Below are 24,493 nucleotides of genomic sequence, written 5' to 3'. Positions count from 1 at the left end.
GTTGTTGGTGTTGCGACGAACCAATACAAATGGAAACACAAATATTGAATGTGTGTCTGGCTTGTATCGGCGCCTGAGGCATTATTCGGCCGATCAATGGTTGGGTGGCCCCGTGCACGGGGCTCGTGGATGCGCCGCTTTCAACCTGTTCACGCTGGATATCCATGCTGGCGCTGTCCCAACCTTACAAGGAATGCCATGTCTGTGTGCGACCCTGATGTGCTGGCTGGTCCCGAGTTGATGCCCGCGGCCTCTGCGGAGACGGCAAAGCTGCCGGGGACGGCTGGCGCCACTGGTAAAGAGGCCTCTCGTACTGCACAAGCGCTGGTGGGGCTGACGCTGCTGGGCGGGCTTGCTGCCTGCGGCGGTGGGGGCGGTGGCAGCGATGCCGGGGCACAGGCCGGTGGCACCACAACCGGGGCAGATGCCAGCGTGACCCGTCCGTCGGTGGCAGATGCGGCCCGCTTTCTGGTTCAGGCGACGCCAGGCTACACAGCGGCTGATTTGTCGGACGTGGTGGCCAATGGCTACAACGCATGGCTGAACACCCAGTTTGCCGTGCCCCGAAGCCAGGGGCATTGTGAATGGCTGGATGCACACGGTTACAACGCTGCCAGCAACATCTTCAGCACGGCAGGCCTGGACAACACGATCTGGCGCAAGCTGATCAGTTCGGGCGACCCGTTGCGGCAACGCATGGTGCTGGCGCTGTCCGAGATCTGTGTGGTGTCGGTGCTGGGGGTGAATGCATCGTGGCGCCAGTATGCGGTGGCCCATTACCTGGACCTGCTGGAGGCCAACGCCTTCGGTAACTACCGCACGCTGTTGCAGGACATCTCGCTGAGCCCGGCGATGGGCTACTACCTGACCTTCAGGGGCAGTGCCAAGGCCAACCCCAAGACCGGCAGTCAACCTGATGAAAACTACGCCCGCGAGCTGATGCAGCTGTTCACCATCGGGCTGGTGCAACTCAACGCGGATGGCAGTGTGAAGACGCGCTCTGATGGCAGTGCGCTGGAAACCTACACCCAGGCCGATGTCAGCGGCTTGGCCCGGGTTTTCACCGGCTGGAACGTGGATGTCAGCGGCTTGACCAGCCCCTACCCCGCCGATTTTCAGCAGCGGCCCATGGTGTCGGTGGCCTCGCAATACGAAACCGGCAGCAAGACCTTTCTGGGCAAGACGATTGCCGCGGGCACGCCCGCGATGGACGCCCTGAACCAGGCCCTGGACACCTTGTTTCAGCACCCCAACCTGCCACCCTTCATCAGCCGGCAATTGATTCAGCGCCTGGTCACCAGCAACCCCAGCCCGGCCTATGTGGCCCGCGTGAGTGCGGTGTTTGCCAACAATGGCGCCGGGGTGCGTGGCGATCTGCAGGCGGTGATCAAGGCGATTTTGCTCGACACCGAAGCGCGCAGCGCCACTACCGCGGCCTTGCCCACCTTCGGCAAATTGCGTGAGCCGGTGATGCGATTCCTGGCCTGGGCACGGGCCTTTCGCGCCACTTCGCCCTCCGACGCCTGGGCCGTGGGGGACCTGTCTGACCCCGCTTCCCGCCTGGGCCAGAGCCCCATGCATTCGGGCTCGGTGTTCAATTTCTTCCGCCCGGGCTATGTGCCGCCGGGTACGGCACTGGCCGATCAGGGGCTGGTGGGGCCGGAGTTCCAGATTGCCAACGAGTCATCGGTGGCGGGCTACGTGAACTACATGCAGCGTGTGGTCGCCGGCAGCGGCGCGGGCGATCTGACGCCCGACTACAGCAGTCTGCTGGCCCTGGCCGCCGACGCCACGGCGCTGTTGGCCGAGATCAACCGGGTGCTGGCGGGCGGGCAGTTGTCGACACAGACGCTCAACCTGATCCAGGGTGCGGTGGCCACCCTGCCCGCCACCAACCAGGCCACTTCGCTCAAGCGCATCCAGGCGGCCTTGGTCCTGGTGCTGGCATCACCTGAATTCATTGTGCAGAAATAAGGCAGGACGGCCATGAACCACTTTCCCCATGTTCCGCCTGACAACGCGTCGCGCCGGGCCTTTCTGAAGCGCGGAGCGGCCCTGTCGGTGGCTGCCGGGGCCACGCCATTTGCCATGAGCCTGGCCGCCATGGGCGAGGCTGCGGCGGCCACGGCCACCGATTACAAAGCGCTGGTCTGCGTGTTTCTGTACGGCGGCAATGACTACGCCAACACGCTGGTCACCTATGACCCGACGAGCTACAACGCCATGCTGCAGTTTCGCGCTCCGTTGGCGATTGCCCGGGACAGCCTGACCCCGCTGGTGCTGAACCCGACCACGGCCCTGCCCAATGGGCGTCAGTATGCGTTGGCGCCGGGCCTGGACCCGCTGCTGCCCTTGTTCAACGCCGGGCAGATGTCGGTGTTGCTCAATGTGGGCAGTCTGATTCAACCCACGACCAAGGCCCAATACCAGGCGGGCTCGGTGCCCTTGCCCCCCAAGCTGTTCTCGCACAACGATCAGCAGTCGTTCTGGCAATCGTCGTCGCCTGAGGGGGCGGCGTCGGGTTGGGGTGGGCGGCTGGGCGACCTGTTTGCCTCGGGCAACGGCAATGCCACCTTCACCTGCATCGGCGTCGGGGGCAATGCGGTGTACCTGTCGGGTCACAGTGCGGTGCAATACCAGGTCTCCAGCGGCGGTTCGGTGGCCGTCAATGGATTGCAGACACCTTTGTTCGGCTCAGCCAGTTGTTCTCGCACGCTGCAACAGCTGATGACCTCCAGCCGGGTGCACCTGTTTGAAAATGAATACGCCCGGGTGGCCGCGCGTTCCATCGCCGCCAACAGCCAATTGAGCAGCGCGCTGGCGGGGGCCACCCTGAGCACGCCCTTTCCGAGCGGCAACAGCCTGGCCGACCAGCTCAAGCTGGTGGCACGCATGGTGGCGGCCCGCTCGAGCCTGGGGGCCAAGCGACAGGTCTTCTTCGTTTCCATGGGCGGCTTTGACACGCACGATGGTCTGGTCTCCCAACACCCCGCGCTCATGAAGACGCTGGGTGATGCGCTGGGGGCCTTCCATCAGGCCACGGTGGAGTTGGGTGTGTCCCGACAGGTCACGGCCTTCACCGCCTCGGATTTTGGCCGCACCCTGGTGGGCAACAACGACGGCAGCGACCACGGCTGGGGCAGCATGCACTTTGTGGTGGGCGATGCGGTGAATGGGCGTTCATTTGTGGGCACACCGCCCGTGGTGGCCAATGGCGGGCCCGATGATGTCGGTCAGGGGCGGCTGCTGCCCAGTCTGTCGGTGGACCAATATGGCGCCACCCTGGCCAGCTGGTTTGGTGTGTCGGCCACCGACCTGGCCAGTGTGATGCCCAATCTCGCGAACTACAGCACGCGCAATCTCGGTTTCATGGCGGCTTGAGCCGGCCCGACCCGATCGCGCGTCACAGCCACTGGCCGGTGCCCGGGGTGGGCATGGGCACGGGGGCTTGCCACGACCAGTCACCCCCCGCCAGCACCATGCTCAGCAGGAAGCTGAGCACACCGATGAACATGCTGGCAAAGAAGGCGGTCCAGAAGCCCGAGAGCTGAAAGCCCTTCACCAGGGCGGACACCAGCATCAGCATCAAGGCGTTGAGCACCAGCACAAAGATGCCCAGGGTGAGTACCGTGAGCGGCAGCGTCAGCACGAACAGCAGCGGACGCAGCACGGCATTGGCAAAACCCAGCAGCAGCGCCGCCACGACCAACGAGCCGGTATCGGCAAAGCGCAGGCCTTTGAAAACATGGCTGGCCACCCACAGCGAAAGCGAGGTGATGGCCCATTGGATGAAGAAACTGGGCAGCGAGTCGAGCATGGCAGGGTTCCGGGTCAGGACGGATGTCCATCATACGCAGCCCTGCTGCCGCCAAGCGCTTGATGCCGCTTCGTGCGGCTCTGCAGCGTCCCTGGTTCAGCGCACGCTGATCTGGGCGCGCACCTCGCCGCCCTTGTTGGCGGCGGTGTGCACATTGGCGTACCACTTGCCTGCCAGCAGGTCGGCGGCCTGGGCCGGTGTCAGGGTGGCGCTGCCTTCGATGGGGCTGGTGCTGCCCGCAAACGGGATCACCACGCCGGCATTGCTGCCGGGTGCGGCCGGGCCGTGGAAGTGGGCGGCGGTGGCAGGGCCACTGAGGCCCGTGAAGCTGACCTTCCAGGTCAACACCTGGGTGCTCTTGTCGAAGCGGGCCTCAACGGTGCCAGAGCCGGCGGTGTTCACCGGGGGCACTTCGCTGGCACCGCTGAGGTTGCCGCCCAACACCACGGTGTTGCTGTTGCCTGTGGAAAGCGCGCTGCAACCTGCGAGCGCGAGGGTCAGTCCGGCAGCCAGGGCGGCGATTTTCAGCAGTTGACGGGTTTGCATGGTGGGTCTCCAGAAGGGTTGAGGCCGTTGGGCCCACGGGAATGGCGCAGGCCTGCAACAAACAGTTGCAATCTAGCACGGCGCTGCAACCCCTGGGCGTCAGGGGTTGCCGGGGTTTGAAGGTTCAGCGGTCGAGTGCCGGGCGCTTGGGGTTGAATTGCCAGCCCGGGATCAGGTATTGCATGGCCACCGCATCGTCGCGCGAGCCCAGCCCGTGCTGCAGGTACAGTTGGTGAGCCTTGTCGACCTCGACCATGTCGAGCTCCACGCCGAGCCCTGGCTTTTGCGGTACTTGCACTTTGCCGTCCACGATCTGCAAGGGGTCGCGGGTGAGACGCTGGCCGTCCTGCCAGATCCAGTGGGTGTCGATGGCGGTGACCTTGCCGGGTGCTGCCGCGCCCACATGGGTGAACATGGCCAGCGACACATCAAAGTGGTTGTTCGAGTGTGATCCCCAGGTCAGACCCCAGTCACGGCAGGTCTGGGCCACCCGCACGCTGCCGGCCATGGTCCAGAAATGGGGGTCGGCCAGCGGGATGTCGACCGATTGCAGGGCCAGGGCGTGGCTCAGCTGGCGCCAATCGGTGGCGATCATGTTGGTGGCGGTGGGCAGGCCGGTGGCACGGCGGAACTCGGCCATCACCTCGCGCCCCGAGAAGCCGTCTTCGGCACCGCAAGGGTCTTCGGCGTAGGCCACCACGCCCCGCATGTCGCGCATCAGTCGGATGGCATCCTTGAGCAGCCAGCCGCCGTTCGGGTCCAGTGTGACGCGGGCCTGCGGAAAACGCTCGTGCAAGGCGCGCACGGCCTCCACCTCTTCATCGCCGCGCAGCACGCCGCCCTTGAGCTTGAAATCGTTGAAACCATAGCGCTCACGGGCGGCTTCGGCCAGGCGCACGATGGCCTCGGGGGTGAGGGCTTTTTCGTGGCGCAGGCGGGACCAGGCATCGGCCGCGCCCGGCTCGCTCTGATAAGGCAGATCGGTCTGGGTGCGGTCACCCACGTAGAACAGGTAGCCCAGCATCTCGACCTCTTGCCGTTGCTGCCCCTCGCCCAGCAAGGCGGCGACCGGCACCCCCAGGTGTTGTCCGAGCAGGTCAAGCAGGGCCGACTCGATGGCGGTGACGGCATGGATGGTGGTGCGCAGGTCAAAGGTCTGCAGGCCGCGGCCACCGCTGTCACGGTCGGCAAAACGTTGCTGAACCTCTTGCAGTACACGCTGTTGCGAACCCAGGGCCTGGCCGACGACCAGTTCACGCGCGTCTTCCAGGGTCTGGCGGATCTTTTCCCCACCGGGCACTTCGCCCACGCCGGTGCGGCCAGCGCTGTCGGTCAGGATCAGCAGGTTGCGGGTGAAAAACGGGCCATGGGCGCCGCTGAGGTTCAGCAGCATGCTGTCGCGCCCTGCCACGGGGATGACACGCAGTTCGGTGATGGTGGGGGTGGAGTGGATGGGCATGGTGGGGCCTGTTGAATGGAAGGATGCAGCGCCGCCTGATGAGGTTTGGTAGCGCTACCATGGTTGAATGATAACGCTACCATTTGCACTTCGCAAAGTCCTGCCCTGTACCGCCGCCTGGGGCGTCAGGTGCTGCTGCGTTCCACCAGGGTGAAACCGATGTCGACCACGGGCTGGACCACCTCTCGCCCCTCGGCGCGTTCCATGATGAAGCGTGCGGCCTGGCGCCCCATGGTGGCGCCGTCGATCCGCACGGTGCTGAGCGCGGGCTCCAGATCGGCCGCGAAGTCCAGGTCGCCAAAGCCCATCACGGCGACCTGGCCGGGCACCGCCCTGCCCTGCGCCCGGGCCTCGGTCAGCACGCCGAGGGCCAGCAGGTCGGAGCTGCAGAACACGGCCTCTACCGCAGGCTGGTCCTGCAGCAGTTGGCGCAGGGCCAGGCGGCCACTTTGGAGGGTGGTTGGGGCGGGGACAGAGACCACCGCAACAGGGGGCAGGCCGAATTCGAGCGCAGCCTGGCCAAAGGCCTGTTGCCGCCGCTGTGAGCGCGGATCGTCACCGGCCACCAGGGCCCAGTGCCGCCAACCCTTGGCATGAAAGAACTTGGCCACCGAGCGCCCGACCCCTTCGTGCGAGAAACCCACCAGCATGTCGATCGGGCGATCGCCGAGGTCCCAGGTCTCGACCACCGGGATACCGGCGGCACGCAATCGCTGCCGGGCCTGCGCCGAGTGCAGGGTGCCTGTCAGCACGATGCCGTCGGGCCGGCGTCCGATCAGGGCTTCGAGCATCAGGTCTTCGCCGGATTGGGGGTCTGCATACCCGGTCTGGCCCAGCATCAGCTGGTAGCCTTTTTCGGCCAGGGCCTGGGTCAATGAGGCCACGGTCTGCAGGAACACGGGCCCCGCCATGGTGGGGACCAGCGCGGCGACCAGGCGGCTGCGTGTGGAGGCCAGACCACCGGCGAGACGATTGGGCACATAGCCCAGAAGCTGCACGGCCTGGTTGACCCGCTGCAGCACATCGGGCGAAACCTTGTCGGGGGAATTGAGGGCGCGCGAGGCCGTGATGGGGGCGACGCCTGCTTTTTGAGCCACCTCGTGCAGGGTGACCGCACCGCTGCCACGGCGGGTGCGCTTGGAGGGGCTGGGGGCGATGCTCATCGCCCGGATTCTAGTCAGCGCAGTGCACAGGCGCGGCCCCAGGGGCCGCTTTGGACCAGGCGCTCAGAACGAGGTCCAGTCGTCTTCGTTGCCGGCCTTGGGCGCGGCGCTGGCGCTGGCGCTGGCCGATGGCAGGGCCGCCCGGGGGCTGGTGGCGCTGGCGGCTGGCGCCTTGCTGGCGCTCAGGCTGGGGCGCGGTGCACTGCGCAGCGCGGTCGGGGCCGGTGCGGCAGAGGCCCTGGGGCTCTGAGCCAGCGAGCGCGCGGCAGGGGCATGGCCCTGGCCCAGGTTGAACACGGACACCACTTCAGTCAGGCGCTGGGCCTGGTCGCGCAGGGATGCTGCTGCAGCGGCGCTTTCTTCCACCAGCGCTGCGTTTTGCTGGGTCATCTGATCAAGCTGGCCCACTGCCGCGTTCACTTGGGAGATGCCCGAGCGCTGCTCGTCAGACGAGGCCGTGATTTCGCCGATCAGATCGGTGACGCGGCGCACGCTGCTGACGATCTCGGCCATGGCGGCGCCGGCATCGGCCACTTGCTGCGAGCCGGATTCGACGTTCTCGACCGAGGCGTTGATCAGGGTCTTGATCTCCTTGGCGGCTTCAGCACTGCGGCCCGCCAGGCTGCGCACCTCGCCGGCCACCACGGCAAAGCCCCTGCCCTGTTCGCCCGCGCGTGCAGCTTCCACGGCCGCGTTGAGTGCCAGGATGTTGGTTTGGAAGGCGATGCCATCGATCACGCCGATGATGTCGGCGATCTTGCGCGAGCTCTCGGTGATCTGCTGCATGCTGCTCACCACCTGGGCCACGACATCGCCACCCCGGGTGGCTGCATGGGCCGCGGTGCCGGCCAGTTGATTGGCCTGGCGGGCCGTGTCGGCTGATTGGTTCACGGTGCTGGTCAGTTGCTCCATGCTGGCTGCGGTCTGCTGCAGGTTGCTGGCCGTTTGTTCCGTGCGCGAAGACAGGTCCTGGTTGCCATTGGCAATCTCGACCGAGGCCACGGTCAAAGCATCCACGCCGGTGCGCACCTCACCGACCACCGAGCGCAGTTGGGCGGCCATGCCCGACATGGCATTGAGCAGCACGCCGAATTCATCCTGGCGTTCAGTGCGGGTGTCATGGGTCAGGTCGCCCTTGGCGATGCCCTGGGCCAGGTCCACGGCCTGTGCCAGCGGCTGGGTGATCGAGCGCACCAGTTGGGCGGCAATGAACAACACACCGAGTGCCACGATCAAGCCGGTGACGGTGCTGGTGATGGCGTTTTGACGGCGCGCATCTTGTGCTTCCTGGACGGTGGCGTCGCGGTTCTTCTCGAGCATCTGCACAAACTCCCGCTGGTGCTGCAGATAGGTCGTGGTCAAGGGGACCAGGTCTTTTTCGGCGGCGTCCTTGGCGCCTGCCATGTCACCCGCCTTTTTGAGTTCGTTGGCTTTGCCCAATGCCGCCAGCACAGGTTTGCGTTCATTGCTCAGGTTGTCGAGCGCCGCTTTCTCATCGGGGCGGCTGATCAGATCCGCCATGGTCTTGAGCATCTTGGTGTTGCGCTCGACCAGAACCTTGCCATCGTTGGTGAGGCGTTGTGAGCTTTGCTCGTCGGTGGACAGCACCGCTGCCACGGTGATGGCCAGCGCGGCCGAGGTGCCATCGTTCCAGCGAGTGGCCGCCACCACCTTGATGTCGGTGCTGACGACCTCTTCAAGCGCTGCACTCAGGCTGGCATTGGAGCGGTATTGAGCCCAGCCCGACAGCACCATCATCAGGACGATGAGGGCCGTGAACGTCACCCACAGGCGCGTCTTGACACTGATGTTGTTGATCTGCATGGCTGTCTCCTTCGGCATGTCCTGGGGGTTGTCAGTCTCCCAGGGTGATATAGATGAAAAAAATGATTTTACAATTTATTTATATATCATTCATGCCGGTGCTGGGATGGCCTGGGTCAAATGTTGCTGCAATCACACAAAAATGGTGCGTTCTTCAGGCACATCATGGCGTGATGGCGCCGTAGCAGAACACCTGGTTTTTGCCCGCGTTCTTGGCTTGGTACAGGGCGGAGTCGGCCTGTCGTATGAGGGCCTCGCAGTCGTCGTCGGCGGGAACGGCTGAGCTGAGCCCCACGCTGACGGTGCATCTTCCGTACTCCGGCGATTCAATCTGTCGAACCCCGGCAAGGAGTTCTTTCGCCATCTGCAACGCGGTGGCGTGGGACGTGTTTCCCAGAACCAGCATGAATTCTTCGCCACCCCAGCGCACGACAAGGTCACCGGGGCGTCGGGCGTTGCGTCCGATCAGGCTGGCAATTTGTTTCAGGCAGGCGTCGCCGGCGATGTGTCCGTGCTGGTCGTTGATGTGTTTGAAATCATCGATATCCAGCAGTATCAGGCTGATGGGGGTGCTGTCGCGCCGGTTGCGTTGCCACTCGGCAGGCAGAAATTGCATGAAATGCCGGCGATTCGCCAGGCCTGTGAGCGGGTCGAGCAAGGAAAGCCGCTCCACCTGTTGCTCCGCCATTTTGCGCTGCGTGATATTGCTGTGGATGACGACAAACAGGTCATCGGTATACCCATTCAGGCCGACCACATTCATCAGAAACCAGCGTTTTTCATCCGGACTGTGGCACGGATACTCATACGAGAAATCAGATCGGTCGCCATGGATGACCGCCACCAATCCAGAGTAGATGTCCCGTGCTTCCGGCTCGTTGCACAGCGCAGCATGGGCGCAAATGTCGAGGTAGTTCGATTGCAGCCAATCGGCCCCCGCAAGCCCGTTGTACTCACCAAACCTGACCCAGGCTTTGTTGACGTACACGATCTGACCGTCTTTTTGAATGACGGCAATCTCCTGCTCAATCGAGTCCAGGATGGCATACGAAAAACCAGCAGCAGACCCCGAGGGCGTCGGGGGCGTTTCAAGAGGCTTCGCCGATGAATTATTGACTGTAGTCAAGATTATTGGACGATCTGAATAATGCACACGCCGCTTGCCAAAGAATAAAGCAAGATCCAGGGTTTGGCGATGAATATCGAGTGGTGGAATTTGCACCTTTGATGCGAAGGCGTGAAGGGAATAATCCACAGAATGCGGCCACCCCGTAAACTGTGCGAATGACCCCGCGATTCACCCAAGCCATCACGCTCGCTGCCACGGCCCACGAGGGGCAATTGCGCAAAGGCACCGCCATTCCCTACATCACCCACCCTGTCGCGGTGGCAGGTCTGGTGGCGCAATACGGTGGCGACGAAGATCAGCAAATTGCCGCCTTGCTGCACGATGTGCTAGAAGATGGCGGGCCGCAGTACGCGGCGCCAATCGGTGAGCAGTTCGGCCCCCGTGTGCTGGCCATGGTTCAGGCCTGCACCGACGGTGTGCCCGACGCACAAGGCCACAAGGCGCCCTGGACCGAGCGCAAGCGCGCCTACCTGGCCCACCTCAAGAGTGCGCCTGATGAGGCCTTGTTGGTCTCAGGGTGTGACAAGCTGAACAATGCCCGTGCCATCCTGGACGATCTGGTCACCATCGGCCCGGCCGTGTTTGACCGCTTCAACGCCAAGCTTGAGGGGGCCGTCTGGTATTACGAGGCGCTGTCTCACCTGTTCACCGAACGCAAGGTGCCGGTAGCCAAGGCGCTGGCCGATACATTGCAGAAGATCAAGCGCCTGGTGCCCGTCTCCTGATCCCCTGGCGCGCGCGGCAGATCAGCCCGGCCGTGTGCCCTCAGGTGCGGGCCCAGACCAGCAGCAGATTGTTGGCCGGCATGCTGATGCGTTGACGCAAGCGCAAGCCCGCCTGGCCAGCCACCGACTCCACCTCACTGAGTTGCCGCACGCCCCAGGCGGGATTGCGGCTGCGCAGGTCGGCATCAAACGCCAGGTTGCCTGGGGCCGTGGGGGTGGCTTCTTCGAGGTAGGGGCCGTAGGTGATCAGCAACCCATGGGGGCCAAGATGGCACGCGGCGCCCTGCATGAGCGCGTCCGTGCAGGCCCAAGGGGCGATGTGGATCATGTTGGCGCAGAACATGGCATCGACCACGCTGGGCAACTGCGCTGGCCAGGGCTTGCTCAGCACATCCAGTTGCACGGGGGCTCGAACCCTGTCCAGCCCCTGGCACCAGGCACGGATGGAGTCCAGGGCGCTGGCCTCGAAGTCGGTGGGTTGCCATTCCCAGCCCGGCAGACCCGTGCTGAAAGCGGCCGCATGCCGGCCGCTACCGCTGGCGATTTCGAGCATCAGGCCTTGGGCGGGCAGCAGGGCCTGCAACTGGGCCAGGATGGGGGCGGTGTTGCGTTCTGCAGCGGGGCTGTGCAAACGTGCGTCTGGGGCTGGCATCGGTGTGGTCGTTGGTTGGTTCGTCGGTGGTTGAAGGCGTCTGCCTAGAATACCTGCAGGCCCAGGTGTGGCCGGATGGAGTGGCGGGATGGATGACTGCACGGTAGCCCCCGAAATGAGTTCTTCTGTGCCCCGGCGGCGTCTGGGTCGCAGGCGAATCGTGAAAGGCGCGATGTCGGTGGCGCTGGCCCTGGGGCTGGCGCAGGTGGCCATGGCCGGCCCCCTGTTGGACCGGCTTCGCGAGCGGCGCCAGGCGGCTGGCCAGCCCAGCTCCTCAAGCCCTCAGGCCAGTCTGTCCAATGTGGCGTATGGGCCCGATCCGGCCCAGGTGTATGACGTCTACCTGCCAGGCGGCGGGGCCCGAACGTCTGCGACGCCCGCGGCTCCGGTGATTTTCATGGTGCACGGCGGCGCCTGGGCGGTGGGTGACAAGGCCATGAGCCGGGTCGTGGACGCCAAGGTGGCTCGTTGGGGGGCGCAGGGCTTTGTGCTGGTGTCGGTCAACTACCGGATGCTGCCCGATGTGCCGCCAGATGGGCAGTTGCGCGACGTGGCCCTGGCTTTGGCCCATGCCCAGGCGCATGCGCCTGACTGGGGCGCTGACCCCGCGCAGTTCATGCTCATGGGTCATTCGGCCGGCGCACATCTGGTGGCCTTGCTGGCGGCGGCGGTGCCCGCCAGCCTGGGCCTGAGTGGGCCGCCGGTGCTGGGTACGGTGGCCCTCGACAGTGCGGCCATGGATGTGCAAGCCATCATGGGCCAGCCGCACATGCGCCTGTATGACCGGCCCTTTGGCAAAGACCCCGGCTATTGGCGCGCCATGTCGCCCATTCAGCAATTGCGCCAGGGCATGGCTCCGGTGTTGGCAGTCTGCTCGACGCGGCGTGATGACTCTTGCACCCAGGCACAAGCCTTTGTGGCACGGGCCGCGCAATTGGGGATACGGGCCCAATGGCTGGGGCAGGATCTGAGCCATGGTGACATCAATGCGCAGCTGGGCCTGGACAACGCATACACCCGAGCCGTCGAAGCCTTCATGGCCACATTCAGCGCTGGGGTGGCACAGCGCTTGGGGCGCTGAGCAGGTTTTTGGCGGCGGAAGGCTCAGAGTTCGGACGGATCGCGTTCGGCGTGCACCTCGTGCACCAGCAGCAACTGGCAATTGCCCGCCATCTGGTTCAGGTACAGGCGCACGTCATAGGCACCCGCTGCCCAGGCGGTGGAGGCCTGGGGGCCCTGGGCGTCCCCGTTGGCGACGCCGGTCTGGCCCAGTCGTTGGTTGAGGCGGGCCACCAGTGCCTGATAGCGGCTGCCGGCCTGACAGCGCGTCGGCTCGGCCCGCCAGCGCTCTTCGATGTGCACCACGGCCTGGTTGCGTGTGAAGAACAAGGTGTCCAGACGGCCCTGGTCCAGTGGCACGCCGGGCAGTGCCCACCAGGCTTTCAGGCCATGGGGGCCGATCTGGGGTCGGCGCAGTCGCTGGATTTCAGGCACCGCGGCGGGCAAGGTGGATTCGTTCAAACCCAGCCATTGGGCGGCGGGCGTGGAGGGCCAGAATGTGGCGTCTGCCGTGGCTGCACGCAAAGGCGCAGCGATGGCCGCCAGCAGAAGGCAGACACCTGGCAGCGAGGCGACCAGCCTTTGATGAGCGAGCCGGGTGAGGGAGCTTGAGTTGGCGTGCATGGGTTTCGCAGTCTAGCGAATTGGCGCCCTCCGAAGAGCCGACCCCCAGTCACCGCGGCAGGTGGCGTGGGCGGGCAGTGTCACCGTGCCAACCTGCAGGCTGATGGTCTCTTGCCCCGGCCAGACCTGATCTTTGTTGTGAATCGAGAGACAGTAAAACCTGAAACGGTGGATTTATCGCGGGATTCAAAGCTATTAAAGTGCCTGCTCAGTGGCTGTTTCATGGGGCAAGGCTTGGCGTGGGGTGTGAGCCGGTTCCGCGGCGTGACGAACTGCGGTTCGAGCTGCTCGGTGTTTCGTCTGCACCCATGCTTTGCCTGGTCCTGCCCACGCCTTGAGCTGCCGCCAGCCCAAGGCACCCAATTTCTGGAGACCCTGATGTCTGAACTCAACCCTGTTCCCACCGCTGTGCCTGCGACACGCATGCCCACCTGGTTCATCCCGCATGGCGGCGGTCCATGCTTCTTCATGGATTGGAACCCGCCAGATGCCTGGAACAAGATGGCCGCCTTTCTGAAGGGGCAGGCGGCCACCTTGCCCGCAGCGCCGAAGGCCATTCTGTTGGTCTCGGCCCATTGGTTGGAGCCCCAGTTCAGCGTCACTTCGGGGGCGCAACCGGCGTTGATCTACGACTACTACGGCTTTCCCCCGCACACCTACGAGCTCCAGTACCCCGCGCCGGGCGAGCCTGCCCTGGCCGATCGCGTGGCCCGGTTGCTGGGCCAGGCCGGGGTGGCGGCCCAGGGCAACGCCAGCCGTGGCTTTGACCATGGCATGTTCATCCCCTTGATGCTGATGTTTCCCCAGGCCGATATCCCGGTGGTGCAACTGTCGCTGACCAGCGATCTGGACCCCGAGGCGCATCTGCGTGCCGGGCAGGCCCTGGCGCCACTGCGCGACGAGGGGGTGCTGATCGTGGGCAGCGGCATGAGCTTTCACAACATGCGGGGCTATGGTGATCCACGGTTCGGCCCGGTGTCGGATGCCTTTGACGCCTGGCTGGGTCAGGCCGTGGAGGCCGCCCCTGCACAGCGCCACCAAGCGCTGGCCAATTGGGCGCAGGCCCCGGGCGCCCGGCTGTGCCACCCGCCTCGTGCCGAAGAGCATCTGCTGCCCTTGATGGTGGCCGCCGGCGCGGCTGGGCAAGACCTGGGGCGGCGTGTGTTCTCCGATCGGGTGATGGAAACCACCTTGTCGGCTTTCAGTTTCGGTTGATCGGCGCAATCGAGCGGGGCCTGCGGGTGGCCCCGCTATCATCGCGCGATGCCCAAGACCGAGATCACAGCCCCCCCTGCAAGCGCGCCTCCTCAGCCAACCGACATGGAGAAGACCACCCTGGTCTTGCGCCGCTTTCGGGTGGTCTTCAATGCGGTGCGCACCCATTTCCAGCAGGTCGAGAGCCAGGCAGGCCTGGGGGGCGCCCAGATCTGGGCCCTGAGCGTAGTGCGCGATCGGCCTGGCATCGGTGTGTCGGGGCTGGCGGCGGCCATGGACATTCACCAATCCACCGCCAGCAACCTGGTGCGGGCCATGCTCAAGCGGGAGTTGATCCAGGCGGTGAAGGGCCTGACCGATCGGCGCAGTATCGAACTGTCGATCCTGCCGGCGGGTCTTGAGGTGCTGGGGCGTGTTTCAGGCCCCTTTGAAGGGGTGCTGCCAACCGCCCTGGCCCAATTGCCATCCGAGACGCTGGAGCGCCTCGAGCAGGACTTGCGGGCCCTCATCGCCGTTTTGCATGCCGATGAGACTGTGGAGCAGACACCTCTGGCACACCTCTAGACCTGAGGCCTCGCAGAGGTTGGTTTGCGATTCTTTACATTGTGTTGGGATGTAAATACATTTGTGCAAATGTTATGATTTCCGCTTGGACCTGAAGCCTCTTCTGCGGGGCCAGGCTTTTGACGGAGTCATGCCATGAAATCTCTTTCTTCCCTCGCTGCGCTGAGCGCAGTCGTGGTCCTGCTCTCGGCGTGCAGCAGCGCGCCCAAGGCGACGGCACCGGTCTCAACCCCGGTTGCAAGCACCCCGGCGCCTGCCCCGGCACCGCCCGCTGCCCAGCCGCAATCTGCCGTGGCCCAGGTTGTGGTGCCCGATTACCTGGACCCGAACAATCCCTTGTCCAAAGACCGCAGCGTGTTTTTTGCCTACGACGATTTCAGCGTGGCGTCCAAATACCAGCCCGTGGTGGAACGGCATGGCAAATACCTGGCGCAGCACGCCAGTGTGCAGATCCGTGTGGAAGGCAATGCCGACGAGCGCGGCAGTTCCGAATACAACCTGGCGCTGGGTCAGAAGCGTGCCGAAGCCACCGTGCGCGCCTTGCGTGTCTACGGTGTGAAGGACAGTCAACTGGAAGCCGTGAGCTGGGGCAAGGAAAAGCCACGAGCCCAGGGCCACGACGAAGCCGCATGGGCTGAGAACCGCCGCGTGGATCTGGCGTACCCCAGCCATTGAATCAGGCATTGAACCGGCCACGAGGCCGCTTTGAGCGGTCCGGTCCGATCTCATCAGATCTGCCTGGTACACATCTTTACCGGCAGGATAAAGCTCATTGATGAGCCCCCCCTAGCATCCGCCTCCAAGCATGGAGGAGTGACGGATGCGCATTGAAAATCTCAGTCGGGGATGGGCCCTTGGCCCGGTGATTGTGGCTGCGGCCTTGGCGGCTTGTGGTGGAGGCGGCAGCTCCAGCAGCTCCGACTCCAGTTCAGGGTCTGGCAGCACTGGCAGCACCGTGACGGCGCCGAGCATCACGACGCAGCCTGTATCGCAAACGGTGTCCGCCGGCAGCTCCACCAGCTTCTCGGTGGTGGCCTCAGGAGGGGGCACACTGACATACCAGTGGTACAAGGACTCGAACGCCATCTCTGGCGCCACGTCGGCAGCCTATGCCTTGAGCAGCGTCGGCAGCACCGATGCAGGCAGCTATTACGTGATCGTGAGCAACAGTGCCGGATCCGCCACCAGCAGCACGGCCACGCTCACGGTGAGCAGCAGCACCAGCACAGCTTGTGACAGCAGCTACCTGAGCAATGTGATGAGCGCCATCTCGGCTTTCGAGACGGCATTGGGCAGCAGCCTGACTGGGGCGGCCAGCTATTCTTCCACCAGTTACACCAGCGCCCAGCTCAATGTCTACAAAACCAACTGGTCCAACCTGCCCCCAGGGGCGATCAGTTTCAGTCGTCCTGGCATCACCTTGTCCCAGTTGAGCACGGCCGGTCAGATTGCGGCTTTCAACGCACTGGCCAAGACGGCTCTGAGCTCGGCGGGCTATGCTGATTTCCAAGGCGTGCTGGCAGCTGATGATTATTTGGGCTACACCAAGAACGCCAATGGCTACGGGGCAGAGCTCTACCACGTGGCCGTTGTCGGGACACCCTCCACAACGGGCAATTGGACGCTGATGTTGGGCGGGCATCACATGGCCTTCAACATCAACTTCAATCAGGGATGTGCCTATCCCACGCCACATCACATCGGGGTGGAGCCCCGCACCTCTTTCGCAAGCAACAGCCACACAAGCAACAACTTCTACAGTTCGGGTACTTACCAGGTGCTGGCCGACAAGGCCAGCGCCATGGCTGCGGTATTCAGCAATCTGAGCAGCAGCCTGTTGTCCAGTGCTTTCCTCACGGGCCAGACTTTCTCTGACATTCTGATCGGCCCGGTGGAGGCCAACACCGGCAGCTATGCCAAGGTGACGAGCAAACTCTCCGCTGTGGCGGCCAGCAGCAACCGGGGGGTGCTGGTGTCCAGCCTCTCGACGGCTCAACAAGCCTATGTGACGGCGGCCATCCGGCAGTACCTCAACGATTACGACAGCGCAACGGCTGCCCGCATGCTGGCGGATTACCAGGCCGCTTACGGCAGCACCTATGTGGCCTGGGCGAACGCCTCAGGCAGCTACAGCAGCAGCGGGCCCGACATCAGCGCCAACGGTACCTACATGCGCATCGATGGGCCCAGGGTGTGGATCGAGCTTGCGGCGCAGACCGGTGTGGTGATCACCAACCAGACCCACTACCACATGATGTTCCGCGACAAGTCTTACGACTACTACAACCAACTGGGCAGCTGATCGCGATGTTCCGTGGCTTGTACTGGTTGCGGTGTCTGGCGGGGTGGCTCGGCCTTGGCTTGGGGGCGGTGGCCTGGCCGGCCCATGCACACGATGTGCCGCCCAGCACCGTGATGTTGGATTTGGGCTGGACCAGCATCCAGGTCGACATGGATGTTCCCTTGAGCGAACTGACCGCGGCCCTGGGCCAGCCTGTGCCGCTGGTGCCTGAGGCCTGGCTGCAAGCTCAGCGAGCGGGCTTGCAACGGTACTTTGAAGACCACTGGGGTCTGAAGACGCAAGATGGCAGACCGTATGCATTGCAGCTGACATCAATGTCCCTGAAGGCGCATGCCAATCCCCGTTGGCGCAGTCAGTTGGGCCTGCGGATGCGGTGGATCGCTCGACCGCCCGAGGGCGCGGCGACCACTGTGTTTGCGCTGGATGACACGGCGGTGATCGAGCGGGTGTTGAACCATGAGGCGCAGGTCTACGTTCGTCGTGACGTGCGCAATGGACTGCTGGGTGAGCAGCCTTTGTTGATCGGTACGGCAGGTTTTGGCAGCACCCATGTCCGAGTGGATGCCGCGGCCGGCAGTTGGTGGCAGGCGGCCGGCCTGTTGTTCATGCGGGGCATGAACCACATTGCCGCAGGCACGGACCACCTGTTGTTTCTGCTGGCGCTGTTGTTGTGTGCCCCGCTGCAGGCGCGTTGTGGGCGCTGGGTGTCGGGCAAGCCCTTGCGGGCCACGGTTCGCAGTGTGGTCGGCATCATCAGTGGCTTCACGCTGGGGCATTCGGTGAGCCTGGCCCTGGCCGCCCTGGGCTGGGTGCGCATGCCCACAGCCTGGGTCGAGTCGATGGTGGCGGCGTCAATCCTGGTGTCCTGCAGCCAGGCCTGGCGACCGTGGCTGGGATCTCAGGCGGTGGGCTTGGCAGGACTCTTCGGTGCGGTGCATGGCCTGGCCTTTGCGGAGACCTTGAGTGGTCTGGACTTTGATGGCGCCACCTTGGCAATCAGTCTGCTGGGGTTCAACCTGGGCATCGAAACCATGCAACTGGCGGTGATGGCGCTCACCCTGCCCCTCTTGCTGGCCGCCAGCGAAAGCCGGCATGCCACGGCGTTGCGGCTGGGCTTGGCGAGTGCAGCTGCCTGCTGCGCCATGACCTGGCTGCTGGAGCGAACACTCGGCTGCACCAACCCCTTGCAAGGCTTGCTGGCCTACCTGGCGCCGCCACCGCCCTGGCTGGCATGGGGGCTGGGCCTGGCCAGCCTGGGCTGTGTTGGCCACAGGCTCATGCGGCAAAGGCGCGGGGCTGCGCAGCCCCTGCCTTGGACGGCTCAGTCGAAGCCCGGGTAAGCGCCCGTGCCCTCTGGCCAGGGGGTTAGGACTTCGAAACCGGTGTCGGTCACGGCGACCATGTGCTCCCACTGGGCGGACAGGGATTTGTCGCGGGTGATGACTGTCCAGCCATCGGCCAGTTCGCGGGTTTCGCGTTTGCCGGCGTTGAGCATGGGCTCGATGGTGAAGATCATGCCGGGCTCCAGACGCAGGCCTTGGCCGCGTTGGCCGTAGTGCAGCACCTGTGGTTCGTCGTGGTAGACCTGCCCGATGCCGTGACCGCAGTATTCGCGCACCACGCTGAAGCGTTCGCGGTGAGCGACGGTCTGGATGGCATGACCCACGTCGCCCAGGGTGGCGCCCGGGCGCACCTGCAGGATGCCGGCACGCATGGCTTCGTAGGTGGTGTCCACCAGGCGGCGAGCCAGCGGGCTGGGCTTGCCCACACAGTACATGCGGCTGCAATCGCCAAACCAGCCGTCCTTGATCACGGCCACATCGATGTTGACGATGTCGCCATCTTTGAGGACCTGCTGCTCGGAGGGGATGCCGTGACACACCACATGATTGATCGAGGCGCAGATCGTCTTGGGAAAGCCGTGATAGCCGACATTGGCCGGGATGGCGTTTTGCACGTTCACGATGTGGTCGTGGCAGAGGCGGTCCAGGGTCTCGGTGCTGACGCCGGCTTGCACATGGGGTGTGATCATGTGCAGCAGTTCGGCTGCCAGCGCGCCGGCCACGCGGGCCTGCGCCAGTTCGGAGGCGTTGCGGATGGGGACTTTTCGGTTCATGGCGCCACCGGGCTGTGGGTTCTGGGCATGAAGGCTTCGGGGTGCTTCAGCATCGCCATGCCCTGTTCGCCGGCCTGCGCTGCGCGAAGCAGGGCTTGGCAGATGTCGCCGTAGCGCAGGTCGGGATGCAGTTCGGACAGCATGCCGATGCGGATCCAATGTTCGGCCTGTGCGTTGATGGATCGGCTGAGGGCGTCGCTGGCGATGCGCAACTCCTCGTGCAGGGTGTCTGAGATTTTGACCAGGCCCATGACGGCACCTTTATATGGTTTGTATATGGACCGTATTCTAGATGGCCTGCGTCATCCCCTGGACTGGCAGGGGCTTTGGGTGGGAGAGCCCTTCCATGGAGGACGGCCGTATGCCATCAAGAAGCATTTTCATCAAAGACCCTTGAAATGTAATGTGCATCAATTAGGAAAAACGACCCAAAACACATTTGACCCCCAATGCAGCGCTTCCCTGTCAAGTTAAAGGTATCAGAACTGTGCTGAGTTACTTGAGGATTTCCCCAATCGGCAGTGCGAGTGAAGCTTGCGGTGGATCCAGAAGGCTATATTCAGGTTTTGCCAATTCGGAAGTTTGGCAAGTCCCTTTAATGTCAAAAATGACACCTTTCAAACGACTCAGACTCCTGTTGATCACAGGGCTTGCGCTCAGCAATGGGTTGGTGGTGTTCATGACAGTCCAGTCGCTGCGCCAGACCTGGGAGCAGACGCGGATCCGGGTGGAGATCCAGACACAGAATGTGGCCAATGCGATTGACCAGAACGTGTCTGCCAGCATCGACAAGATCGATCTTGTGCTGAAAGGATTTGTTGACGATGCACAGGCCCAGCTGCGTCACGGCGCGCTGGACGAAGACTCGCTTCGCTCCAGCATGACCCGCTACGAACAGCGCATGCCTGAGGTGGAGTACTTTCGCATCACCGACCGCGACGGCTTTGTGGTGGTGGGCAACCAGGTCAACAAGCACGAAAAGGTCAGCGCAGCAGACCGTGACTACTTCAAGGCCTTGAGCGCACAACCCGACCTTGGGCTGTACGTGTCCAAACCTTTGGCCGGCAAGATCATCAAGATCCCCATGATCGTGTTTGCACGGGCCCTCAAGGACCCGGCAGGCCGCTTTGCCGGTCTGGTCTACGGCATCATCAGCGTGGAGCATTTCCGGCACCTTTTGTCCGGGTTCCAGATGGGGCCGCACGGCAGTGTGATCCTGCGTGACCAGGATCTGGGGCTGATTGCCAGAGCGCCCTCGATTGCCGATGACCCTGCTGGGCAGATCGGCAATCAGCAGGTTTCACCCGAGTTTCGTACCCGTGCAGCTTCAGGCGCCCAGGCCGGCACCATTCACAACGCCGGGGGAGCCGATGGCATACAACGCACCATCACTTTCCATCGATTGACCCGGGCGCCCATGTTCGTCATCGCGGGGCTGGCCACGCAGGATTACCTGGAGGCCTGGGATCAGGAATGGCACAAAGCCGTTGCCGTGAGCCTGGGTTTTTTGGGCCTGTCGGTGCTGTTTGCGTTTTTTCTGCTCCGCATGATCGAGCGTGGCAAGGCGCTCGAACAGGCCCACGAAGCCAGCCTGAACCGGCTGTTGAAAATCGCGAGCCGTCTGCCGGGCATGGTGTTTGAGTTCCAGCAGAAGCCCGATGGCACGTTCTGCTTCCCTTATGCCAGCGATGCCATCCGGGACATCTATCGGGTGGAAGCCAAGGCGGTTCGTCGGGATGCCAGTGCGGTCTTCGCGGTGTTCCACCCGGACGATGTGGAAGGCATCCGCAGCTCGTTCTCGCGCTCGGGTGAGGAGCTCACGCTGTGGCAGCACGAGTACCGTGTGCGCCATGAGGATGGCACGGAGCGCTGGCTGCTGGGCAATGCCAAACCCGAGCGCGCCGAAGATGGCACGCTCACCTGGCACGGCTTCATCACCGACATCACTGAGCGCAAACAGGTCGAATCGGCCCTGGTCGAAAGCGAAGCCCTGTTCCGTCTGATTTTCAACCACAACCTCGACGCTGCCTTGCTGACCCGCCCCAATGGTGAGGTTGTCGCAGCCAACCTCGAGGCGCAGCGCATGTTCGGCTACGAAGAGGATGATTTCAGGCACTTGGGCCGCGACGGCTTGGTGGACGCCACCGATCCACGTCTGCCCGCGGCCTTGGCGCAACGCGCCAGAGAGGGCTGGTTCCGCGGTGAGTTGACCATGATCGCCCGGGACGACCGTCGGTTTCCTGCCGAGTTGTCTTCGTCGGTCTTCCGCAGCAAGGACGGCAGCGAGATGACCAGCCTCTTGATCCGCGACATCACCGAGTTGAAGCGGCTGGAACAGCAGTTGCGCATCGATGCCACCGTGTTCGAATCCCAGGAGGGCATGCTGGTGACGGATGCGCAGGGCACCATCTTGCGCGTCAACAAGGCTTTTTGTGCCATCACCGGCTACAGCGCCGATGAAGTGGTGGGGCACACCAGCCACATGCTCAAGTCGGGCCGGCATGATGCGGGCTTCTATGTCGATCTGTGGCGCAAGCTCAAAAAGCATGGCTACTGGGAGGGCGAGATCTGGAATCGCCGCAAGAACAACAGCATCTATCCGGAATGGCTGACCATCACCGCCGTCAAAGGGCGGGACGACCAGGTGATGAACTATGTGGGCACGCTCACCGACATCACCGTGCGCAAGCAGGCCGAGGAGGAAATCAAGACCCTTGCGTTTTACGACCCGCTGACCCAGTTGCCCAACCGCCGCCTGCTGCTGGACCGGCTGCACCATGCCATGGCGGCCAGCTCCAGAAGCAGTCAGACCTGTGCGCTGCTGTTCATCGATCTGGACAACTTCAAGACCCTCAATGACACCCGGGGGCACGACGTGGGCGACTTGCTGTTGCAGCAGGTGGCGCAACGTCTGATGCACAGCGTGCGCGAGGGCGACACGGTGTCACGCATAGGCGGTGATGAGTTTGTGGTGATTCTGGAAGACCTGTCCACCAGCCCGCTGGAGGCGGCCAGTCAGGCAGAGCAGGTGGGCGAGGAGATTCGCCGCGAGCTCGGGCGCACTTACATGCTGGGCGGCCACAGCCACCACAGCAGCCCCAGCATTGGCGCCACCTTGTTCAGCGGGCACCAGTTCTCCAGCGACGAGTTGTTGAAGCGGGGTGATCTGGCGATGTACGAGGCCAAGGCCGCCGGGCGCAATACCTTGCGCTTCTTCGATCCGCAGATGCAGGCCCAGGTCAGTGAGCGGGCGCGCCTGGAGGCCGAACTGCGCCAGAGCTTGCGCGAGCAGCAGATGCTGCTGCATTACCAACCCCAGGTGGATGCACAGGGGCGGATCTTCGGGGTGGAGGCCCTGGTGCGCTGGCAACACCCCAGCCGAGGACTGGTCTACCCGGGCGCCTTCATCGGTCTGGCCGAGGAAACCCGCTTGATTCTCGAACTGGGCGAATGGGTGCTCGAGACGGCCTGCCAGCAACTGGCCGACTGGTCCGGCCTGCCCGCGCGCCGTGATTTGAGCATTGCCGTCAACGTCAGTGCGCAGCAGTTCCATCAGCGCGACTTCGTGCAACGGGTACAGGGCAGCCTGGAGCGCACAGGCGCCGATCCCAGACGGCTGAAACTCGAACTGACCGAGAGCCTGTTGGTGCATGACCTGCAGGACGTGGTGCGCAAGATGGGCCAGTTGCAGGCGCTCGGGGTGCGCTTCTCGCTGGACGATTTCGGCACGGGCTACTCGTCACTCGCCTACCTCAAGCAATTGCCGCTGGACCAATTGAAGATCGACCAGTCCTTTGTGCGCGACGTGCTGGTGGATGCCAACGCCGCCACTTTGGCCCGAACGATCGTGAGTCTGGCCGACAGCCTTGAACTGCAAGTGATTGCCGAAGGCGTTGAAACGGCGGAGCAGCGCGATTTTCTGGAACGCAGCGGTTGCCGCTATTTCCAGGGCTACTACTTCAGCAAGCCACTGCCTTTGGCGGCCCTAGAGGCCCTGTTGGGTGAGGGCCGGGGCCAGGCAATGGGCCTGGCAGATGGAATCAAGGCTGAGCTGCATTGAGGCTTCAAGCCTCGGATGCCACTTGAGCGGCACGCCAGGGCTCAGCCGTCCTGTCCGGGCCTGCCGGGTGGTGGGTTCTGCGCCAGCCAGGTGTCAAAGGCCTCCTTGGCATTGCGCCTGAGGGCTGGCTGGAAGGTGTCTTTGTCACCCAGGTACAGGCAGTGGCGGATGACGGTGTAGGGGTTGAATTTGAGCCCCTCGTTGCGCTCCTCGAAATACTGTTTGTAGCGCTTCACCGTACCGATCTGGTGGCGCACGATGGAGTTGAAATCGCCACGGCTGATGTCGGGCGACCAGGATTTGATGCTTTCAACAAATCCGTCCACTTTGGCAGGCTCAAACGCAAAATCCTTGAAGAAATGGTTCACGATCTTCAGGAAGGTGAAGGCATTGAGCTCGCTGAGGGCATGGCCATCCCGCGGGGCGAGCCGATTGTCGGGTGACGCGTCCTGCAAGGCCGTCTCATCCAGGGCTGATTGCAAGCCGGCCTCGGTTTCGTCGCGGATCTGGCGAAATTCCCGGTCTGCCAGCTCGAACAGGGCCGCCAACACGTTGATGCGGCGTTTGAGCGGGCTGGGAATCGACTTCTTGTACTTGATCTGGTGGTCCAGCACGCTCCAGGAATCCTGGATGATGGTGCGCACCTGCAGTTCGAACTGCCCGACGGGCAGCACCTGCCCAGGCTCCAGCCCGGCATCCTCGGCCCGATAGGCCAAATCCAGGTGCAGGCCTTTGTAGCCAAAGGAATCGTCGGTTCCCTCGACCTTGGCAATCTTGTCGGTGATCTCGATGACATCGAAACGGGGCCTGATGAGTTCGGCCACTTTCCAGATCTCGTCATCATAAAGGCAGACCACCCGGATGCCGATCAAATCGGTCAGGTGATCGCGTATGGCGTAGGGCTGGTTGGCCTCCTCCAGCGCATAGCGGTATTTGTTGGCGAACTTGCGCAGGCACTCATCCTGGTCCTTCACCCGACCTTCGACCTTCACCCCGGCAATGCCATGGGCTTGGCCCAGCAACTCGGCAATGTGCTTTTGAAGGCCCAGGCACACGTCGCGGAGCAGAGGTGCCTGGCTTGCATAGAAGGCCGCGAAGACTTGCTCTTCCTGTTCGAAATGCAGGGACGCCATGGGGGTGCTATGAAATGAAGGAATCGGAGTCGCACAGGCCCAGGGGAACAGATCGCGCCGGCGCCCCGGCTGTCGAGCCAGGGGCACGGGCGCTTCCTGAGGCTC

The 24,493-nt window shown here is 63.6% G+C and carries 22 protein-coding genes; 10 read left to right on the top strand and 12 right to left on the bottom strand.

Annotated elements, in window-relative coordinates; genetic code table 11:
• Window positions 1-198: 198 nt before the first annotated feature.
• Complete coding sequence (locus L880_RS0107890) at window positions 199-1,974, top strand: DUF1800 domain-containing protein (protein WP_245615018.1); 1,776 nt, start codon at window positions 199-201, stop codon at window positions 1,972-1,974.
• A 12-nt stretch (window positions 1,975-1,986) separates the two neighbouring features.
• A complete protein-coding gene (locus L880_RS0107885; protein ID WP_027475214.1) occupies window positions 1,987-3,381 on the top strand; it encodes a DUF1501 domain-containing protein in 1,395 nt (464 codons plus the stop codon).
• Between the two features lie 22 nt (window positions 3,382-3,403).
• Here L880_RS0107885 and L880_RS0107880 read toward each other — a convergent pair whose 3' ends face one another.
• The 6 genes from L880_RS0107880 to L880_RS0107855 form a co-directional block, all read right to left on the bottom strand.
• Window positions 3,404-3,817: a phage holin family protein gene (locus L880_RS0107880; protein ID WP_027475213.1), complete on the bottom strand. Its 414-nt coding sequence runs from the start codon at window positions 3,815-3,817 to the stop codon at window positions 3,404-3,406.
• A 96-nt stretch (window positions 3,818-3,913) separates the two neighbouring features.
• Window positions 3,914-4,363 (bottom strand): CHRD domain-containing protein, encoded by a 450-nt coding sequence (locus L880_RS0107875; RefSeq protein ID WP_027475212.1) that lies wholly within the window; start codon window positions 4,361-4,363, stop codon window positions 3,914-3,916.
• Between the two features lie 124 nt (window positions 4,364-4,487).
• Complete coding sequence (gudD, locus tag L880_RS0107870; protein WP_027475211.1) at window positions 4,488-5,822, bottom strand: glucarate dehydratase; 1,335 nt, start codon at window positions 5,820-5,822, stop codon at window positions 4,488-4,490.
• 125 nt (window positions 5,823-5,947) lie between these two features.
• Window positions 5,948-6,985 carry a LacI family DNA-binding transcriptional regulator gene (locus L880_RS0107865; protein ID WP_027475210.1) on the bottom strand — a complete coding sequence of 346 codons (1,038 nt, stop codon included), beginning with the start codon at window positions 6,983-6,985 and terminating at the stop codon, window positions 5,948-5,950.
• 63 nt (window positions 6,986-7,048) lie between these two features.
• Window positions 7,049-8,809: a methyl-accepting chemotaxis protein gene (locus L880_RS0107860; RefSeq protein ID WP_027475209.1), complete on the bottom strand. Its 1,761-nt coding sequence runs from the start codon at window positions 8,807-8,809 to the stop codon at window positions 7,049-7,051.
• Window positions 8,810-8,972: 163 nt separating this feature from the next.
• Window positions 8,973-10,064 carry a sensor domain-containing diguanylate cyclase gene (locus tag L880_RS0107855; protein ID WP_157462707.1) on the bottom strand — a complete coding sequence of 364 codons (1,092 nt, stop codon included), beginning with the start codon at window positions 10,062-10,064 and terminating at the stop codon, window positions 8,973-8,975.
• Between the two features lie 29 nt (window positions 10,065-10,093).
• Here L880_RS0107855 and L880_RS0107850 point away from each other — a divergent pair, with 29 nt between their 5' ends.
• The gene (locus L880_RS0107850) at window positions 10,094-10,663 is read left to right on the top strand and encodes an HD domain-containing protein (protein WP_027475207.1); all 570 of its coding nucleotides are present in this window, start codon (window positions 10,094-10,096) and stop codon (window positions 10,661-10,663) included.
• A 40-nt stretch (window positions 10,664-10,703) separates the two neighbouring features.
• On the opposite strand, the gene L880_RS0107845 is transcribed toward L880_RS0107850, so the two are convergent.
• The gene (locus tag L880_RS0107845; RefSeq protein WP_027475206.1) at window positions 10,704-11,315 is read right to left on the bottom strand and encodes a DUF938 domain-containing protein; all 612 of its coding nucleotides are present in this window, start codon (window positions 11,313-11,315) and stop codon (window positions 10,704-10,706) included.
• A 160-nt stretch (window positions 11,316-11,475) separates the two neighbouring features.
• On the opposite strand from L880_RS0107845, the gene L880_RS0107840 reads away from it, so the two are divergent.
• The gene (locus L880_RS0107840) at window positions 11,476-12,396 is read left to right on the top strand and encodes an alpha/beta hydrolase (protein ID WP_245615017.1); all 921 of its coding nucleotides are present in this window, start codon (window positions 11,476-11,478) and stop codon (window positions 12,394-12,396) included.
• Between the two features lie 23 nt (window positions 12,397-12,419).
• On the opposite strand, the gene L880_RS0107835 is transcribed toward L880_RS0107840, so the two are convergent.
• On the bottom strand, window positions 12,420-12,998 hold the full coding sequence (locus L880_RS0107835) for a hypothetical protein (RefSeq protein WP_027475204.1): 579 nt from the start codon (window positions 12,996-12,998) through the stop codon (window positions 12,420-12,422).
• 378 nt (window positions 12,999-13,376) lie between these two features.
• On the opposite strand from L880_RS0107835, the gene L880_RS0107830 reads away from it, so the two are divergent.
• The 5 genes from L880_RS0107830 (at window position 13,377) to L880_RS0107810 (ending at window position 18,419) form a co-directional block, all read left to right on the top strand.
• A complete protein-coding gene (locus L880_RS0107830) occupies window positions 13,377-14,213 on the top strand; it encodes a DODA-type extradiol aromatic ring-opening family dioxygenase (protein ID WP_245615016.1) in 837 nt (278 codons plus the stop codon).
• 105 nt (window positions 14,214-14,318) lie between these two features.
• Window positions 14,319-14,777, top strand: coding sequence for a MarR family winged helix-turn-helix transcriptional regulator (locus L880_RS0107825; RefSeq protein ID WP_043328839.1), 459 nt, complete (start codon window positions 14,319-14,321; stop codon window positions 14,775-14,777).
• 135 nt (window positions 14,778-14,912) lie between these two features.
• Window positions 14,913-15,452, top strand: a complete 540-nt coding sequence (gene pal, locus L880_RS0107820) for a peptidoglycan-associated lipoprotein Pal (RefSeq protein ID WP_027475201.1) — start codon at window positions 14,913-14,915, stop codon at window positions 15,450-15,452.
• 145 nt (window positions 15,453-15,597) lie between these two features.
• The gene (locus tag L880_RS34325; RefSeq protein WP_084461127.1) at window positions 15,598-17,079 is read left to right on the top strand and encodes a DUF3500 domain-containing protein; all 1,482 of its coding nucleotides are present in this window, start codon (window positions 15,598-15,600) and stop codon (window positions 17,077-17,079) included.
• Between the two features lie 113 nt (window positions 17,080-17,192).
• Complete coding sequence (locus L880_RS0107810; RefSeq protein ID WP_169737738.1) at window positions 17,193-18,419, top strand: HupE/UreJ family protein; 1,227 nt, start codon at window positions 17,193-17,195, stop codon at window positions 18,417-18,419.
• Here L880_RS0107810 and map read toward each other — a convergent pair.
• The 3 genes from map to L880_RS36025 all read right to left on the bottom strand — a co-directional run bounded on the left by map (window position 18,401) and on the right by L880_RS36025 (window position 19,876).
• Complete coding sequence (map, locus tag L880_RS0107805; RefSeq protein WP_027475199.1) at window positions 18,401-19,195, bottom strand: type I methionyl aminopeptidase; 795 nt, start codon at window positions 19,193-19,195, stop codon at window positions 18,401-18,403. The genes L880_RS0107810 and map overlap by 19 nt on opposite strands.
• A complete protein-coding gene (locus tag L880_RS0107800; RefSeq protein WP_027475198.1) occupies window positions 19,192-19,446 on the bottom strand; it encodes a ParD-like family protein in 255 nt (84 codons plus the stop codon). The genes map and L880_RS0107800 overlap by 4 nt, the downstream gene beginning before the upstream one ends.
• A 244-nt stretch (window positions 19,447-19,690) precedes the next feature.
• A complete protein-coding gene (locus tag L880_RS36025; RefSeq protein ID WP_169737737.1) occupies window positions 19,691-19,876 on the bottom strand; it encodes a hypothetical protein in 186 nt (61 codons plus the stop codon).
• Between L880_RS36025 and L880_RS34320 the strand changes: the two genes are divergently transcribed.
• A complete protein-coding gene (locus L880_RS34320) occupies window positions 19,875-23,255 on the top strand; it encodes a bifunctional diguanylate cyclase/phosphodiesterase (RefSeq protein WP_169737736.1) in 3,381 nt (1,126 codons plus the stop codon). The genes L880_RS36025 and L880_RS34320 overlap by 2 nt on opposite strands.
• Before the next feature lie 41 nt (window positions 23,256-23,296).
• Here the strand turns inward: L880_RS34320 and L880_RS0107790 are convergent, their stop codons facing one another.
• Complete coding sequence (locus tag L880_RS0107790) at window positions 23,297-24,388, bottom strand: GTP pyrophosphokinase (protein WP_027475197.1); 1,092 nt, start codon at window positions 24,386-24,388, stop codon at window positions 23,297-23,299.
• Window positions 24,389-24,493 lie beyond the last annotated feature (105 nt).

Origin of the sequence: Curvibacter gracilis ATCC BAA-807 (assembly GCF_000518645.1) — a bacterium.
GTDB lineage: Bacteria > Pseudomonadota > Gammaproteobacteria > Burkholderiales > Burkholderiaceae_C > Curvibacter > Curvibacter gracilis.
The sequence above is the reverse complement of the archived record's forward strand: the minus strand, read 5'-3'. Positions and strand labels throughout refer to the sequence as shown.

Coding starts and splice junctions, on each gene's coding strand:
- L880_RS0107890 (WP_245615018.1), top strand. CDS start 199: ATGTCTGTGTGCGACCCTGATGTGCTGGCTGGTCCCGAGTTGATGCCC.
- L880_RS0107885 (WP_027475214.1), top strand. CDS start 1,987: ATGAACCACTTTCCCCATGTTCCGCCTGACAACGCGTCGCGCCGGGCC.
- L880_RS0107880 (WP_027475213.1), bottom strand. CDS start 3,817: ATGCTCGACTCGCTGCCCAGTTTCTTCATCCAATGGGCCATCACCTCG.
- L880_RS0107875 (WP_027475212.1), bottom strand. CDS start 4,363: ATGCAAACCCGTCAACTGCTGAAAATCGCCGCCCTGGCTGCCGGACTG.
- gudD (WP_027475211.1), bottom strand. CDS start 5,822: ATGCCCATCCACTCCACCCCCACCATCACCGAACTGCGTGTCATCCCC.
- L880_RS0107865 (WP_027475210.1), bottom strand. CDS start 6,985: ATGAGCATCGCCCCCAGCCCCTCCAAGCGCACCCGCCGTGGCAGCGGT.
- L880_RS0107860 (WP_027475209.1), bottom strand. CDS start 8,809: ATGCAGATCAACAACATCAGTGTCAAGACGCGCCTGTGGGTGACGTTC.
- L880_RS0107850 (WP_027475207.1), top strand. CDS start 10,094: ATGACCCCGCGATTCACCCAAGCCATCACGCTCGCTGCCACGGCCCAC.
- L880_RS0107845 (WP_027475206.1), bottom strand. CDS start 11,315: ATGCCAGCCCCAGACGCACGTTTGCACAGCCCCGCTGCAGAACGCAAC.
- L880_RS0107835 (WP_027475204.1), bottom strand. CDS start 12,998: ATGCACGCCAACTCAAGCTCCCTCACCCGGCTCGCTCATCAAAGGCTG.
- L880_RS0107830 (WP_245615016.1), top strand. CDS start 13,377: ATGTCTGAACTCAACCCTGTTCCCACCGCTGTGCCTGCGACACGCATG.
- L880_RS0107825 (WP_043328839.1), top strand. CDS start 14,319: ATGGAGAAGACCACCCTGGTCTTGCGCCGCTTTCGGGTGGTCTTCAAT.
- pal (WP_027475201.1), top strand. CDS start 14,913: ATGAAATCTCTTTCTTCCCTCGCTGCGCTGAGCGCAGTCGTGGTCCTG.
- L880_RS34325 (WP_084461127.1), top strand. CDS start 15,598: ATGCGCATTGAAAATCTCAGTCGGGGATGGGCCCTTGGCCCGGTGATT.
- L880_RS0107810 (WP_169737738.1), top strand. CDS start 17,193: ATGTTGGATTTGGGCTGGACCAGCATCCAGGTCGACATGGATGTTCCC.
- map (WP_027475199.1), bottom strand. CDS start 19,195: ATGAACCGAAAAGTCCCCATCCGCAACGCCTCCGAACTGGCGCAGGCC.
- L880_RS0107800 (WP_027475198.1), bottom strand. CDS start 19,446: ATGGGCCTGGTCAAAATCTCAGACACCCTGCACGAGGAGTTGCGCATC.
- L880_RS34320 (WP_169737736.1), top strand. CDS start 19,875: ATGACAGTCCAGTCGCTGCGCCAGACCTGGGAGCAGACGCGGATCCGG.
- L880_RS36025 (WP_169737737.1), bottom strand. CDS start 19,876: ATGAACACCACCAACCCATTGCTGAGCGCAAGCCCTGTGATCAACAGG.
- L880_RS0107790 (WP_027475197.1), bottom strand. CDS start 24,388: ATGGCGTCCCTGCATTTCGAACAGGAAGAGCAAGTCTTCGCGGCCTTC.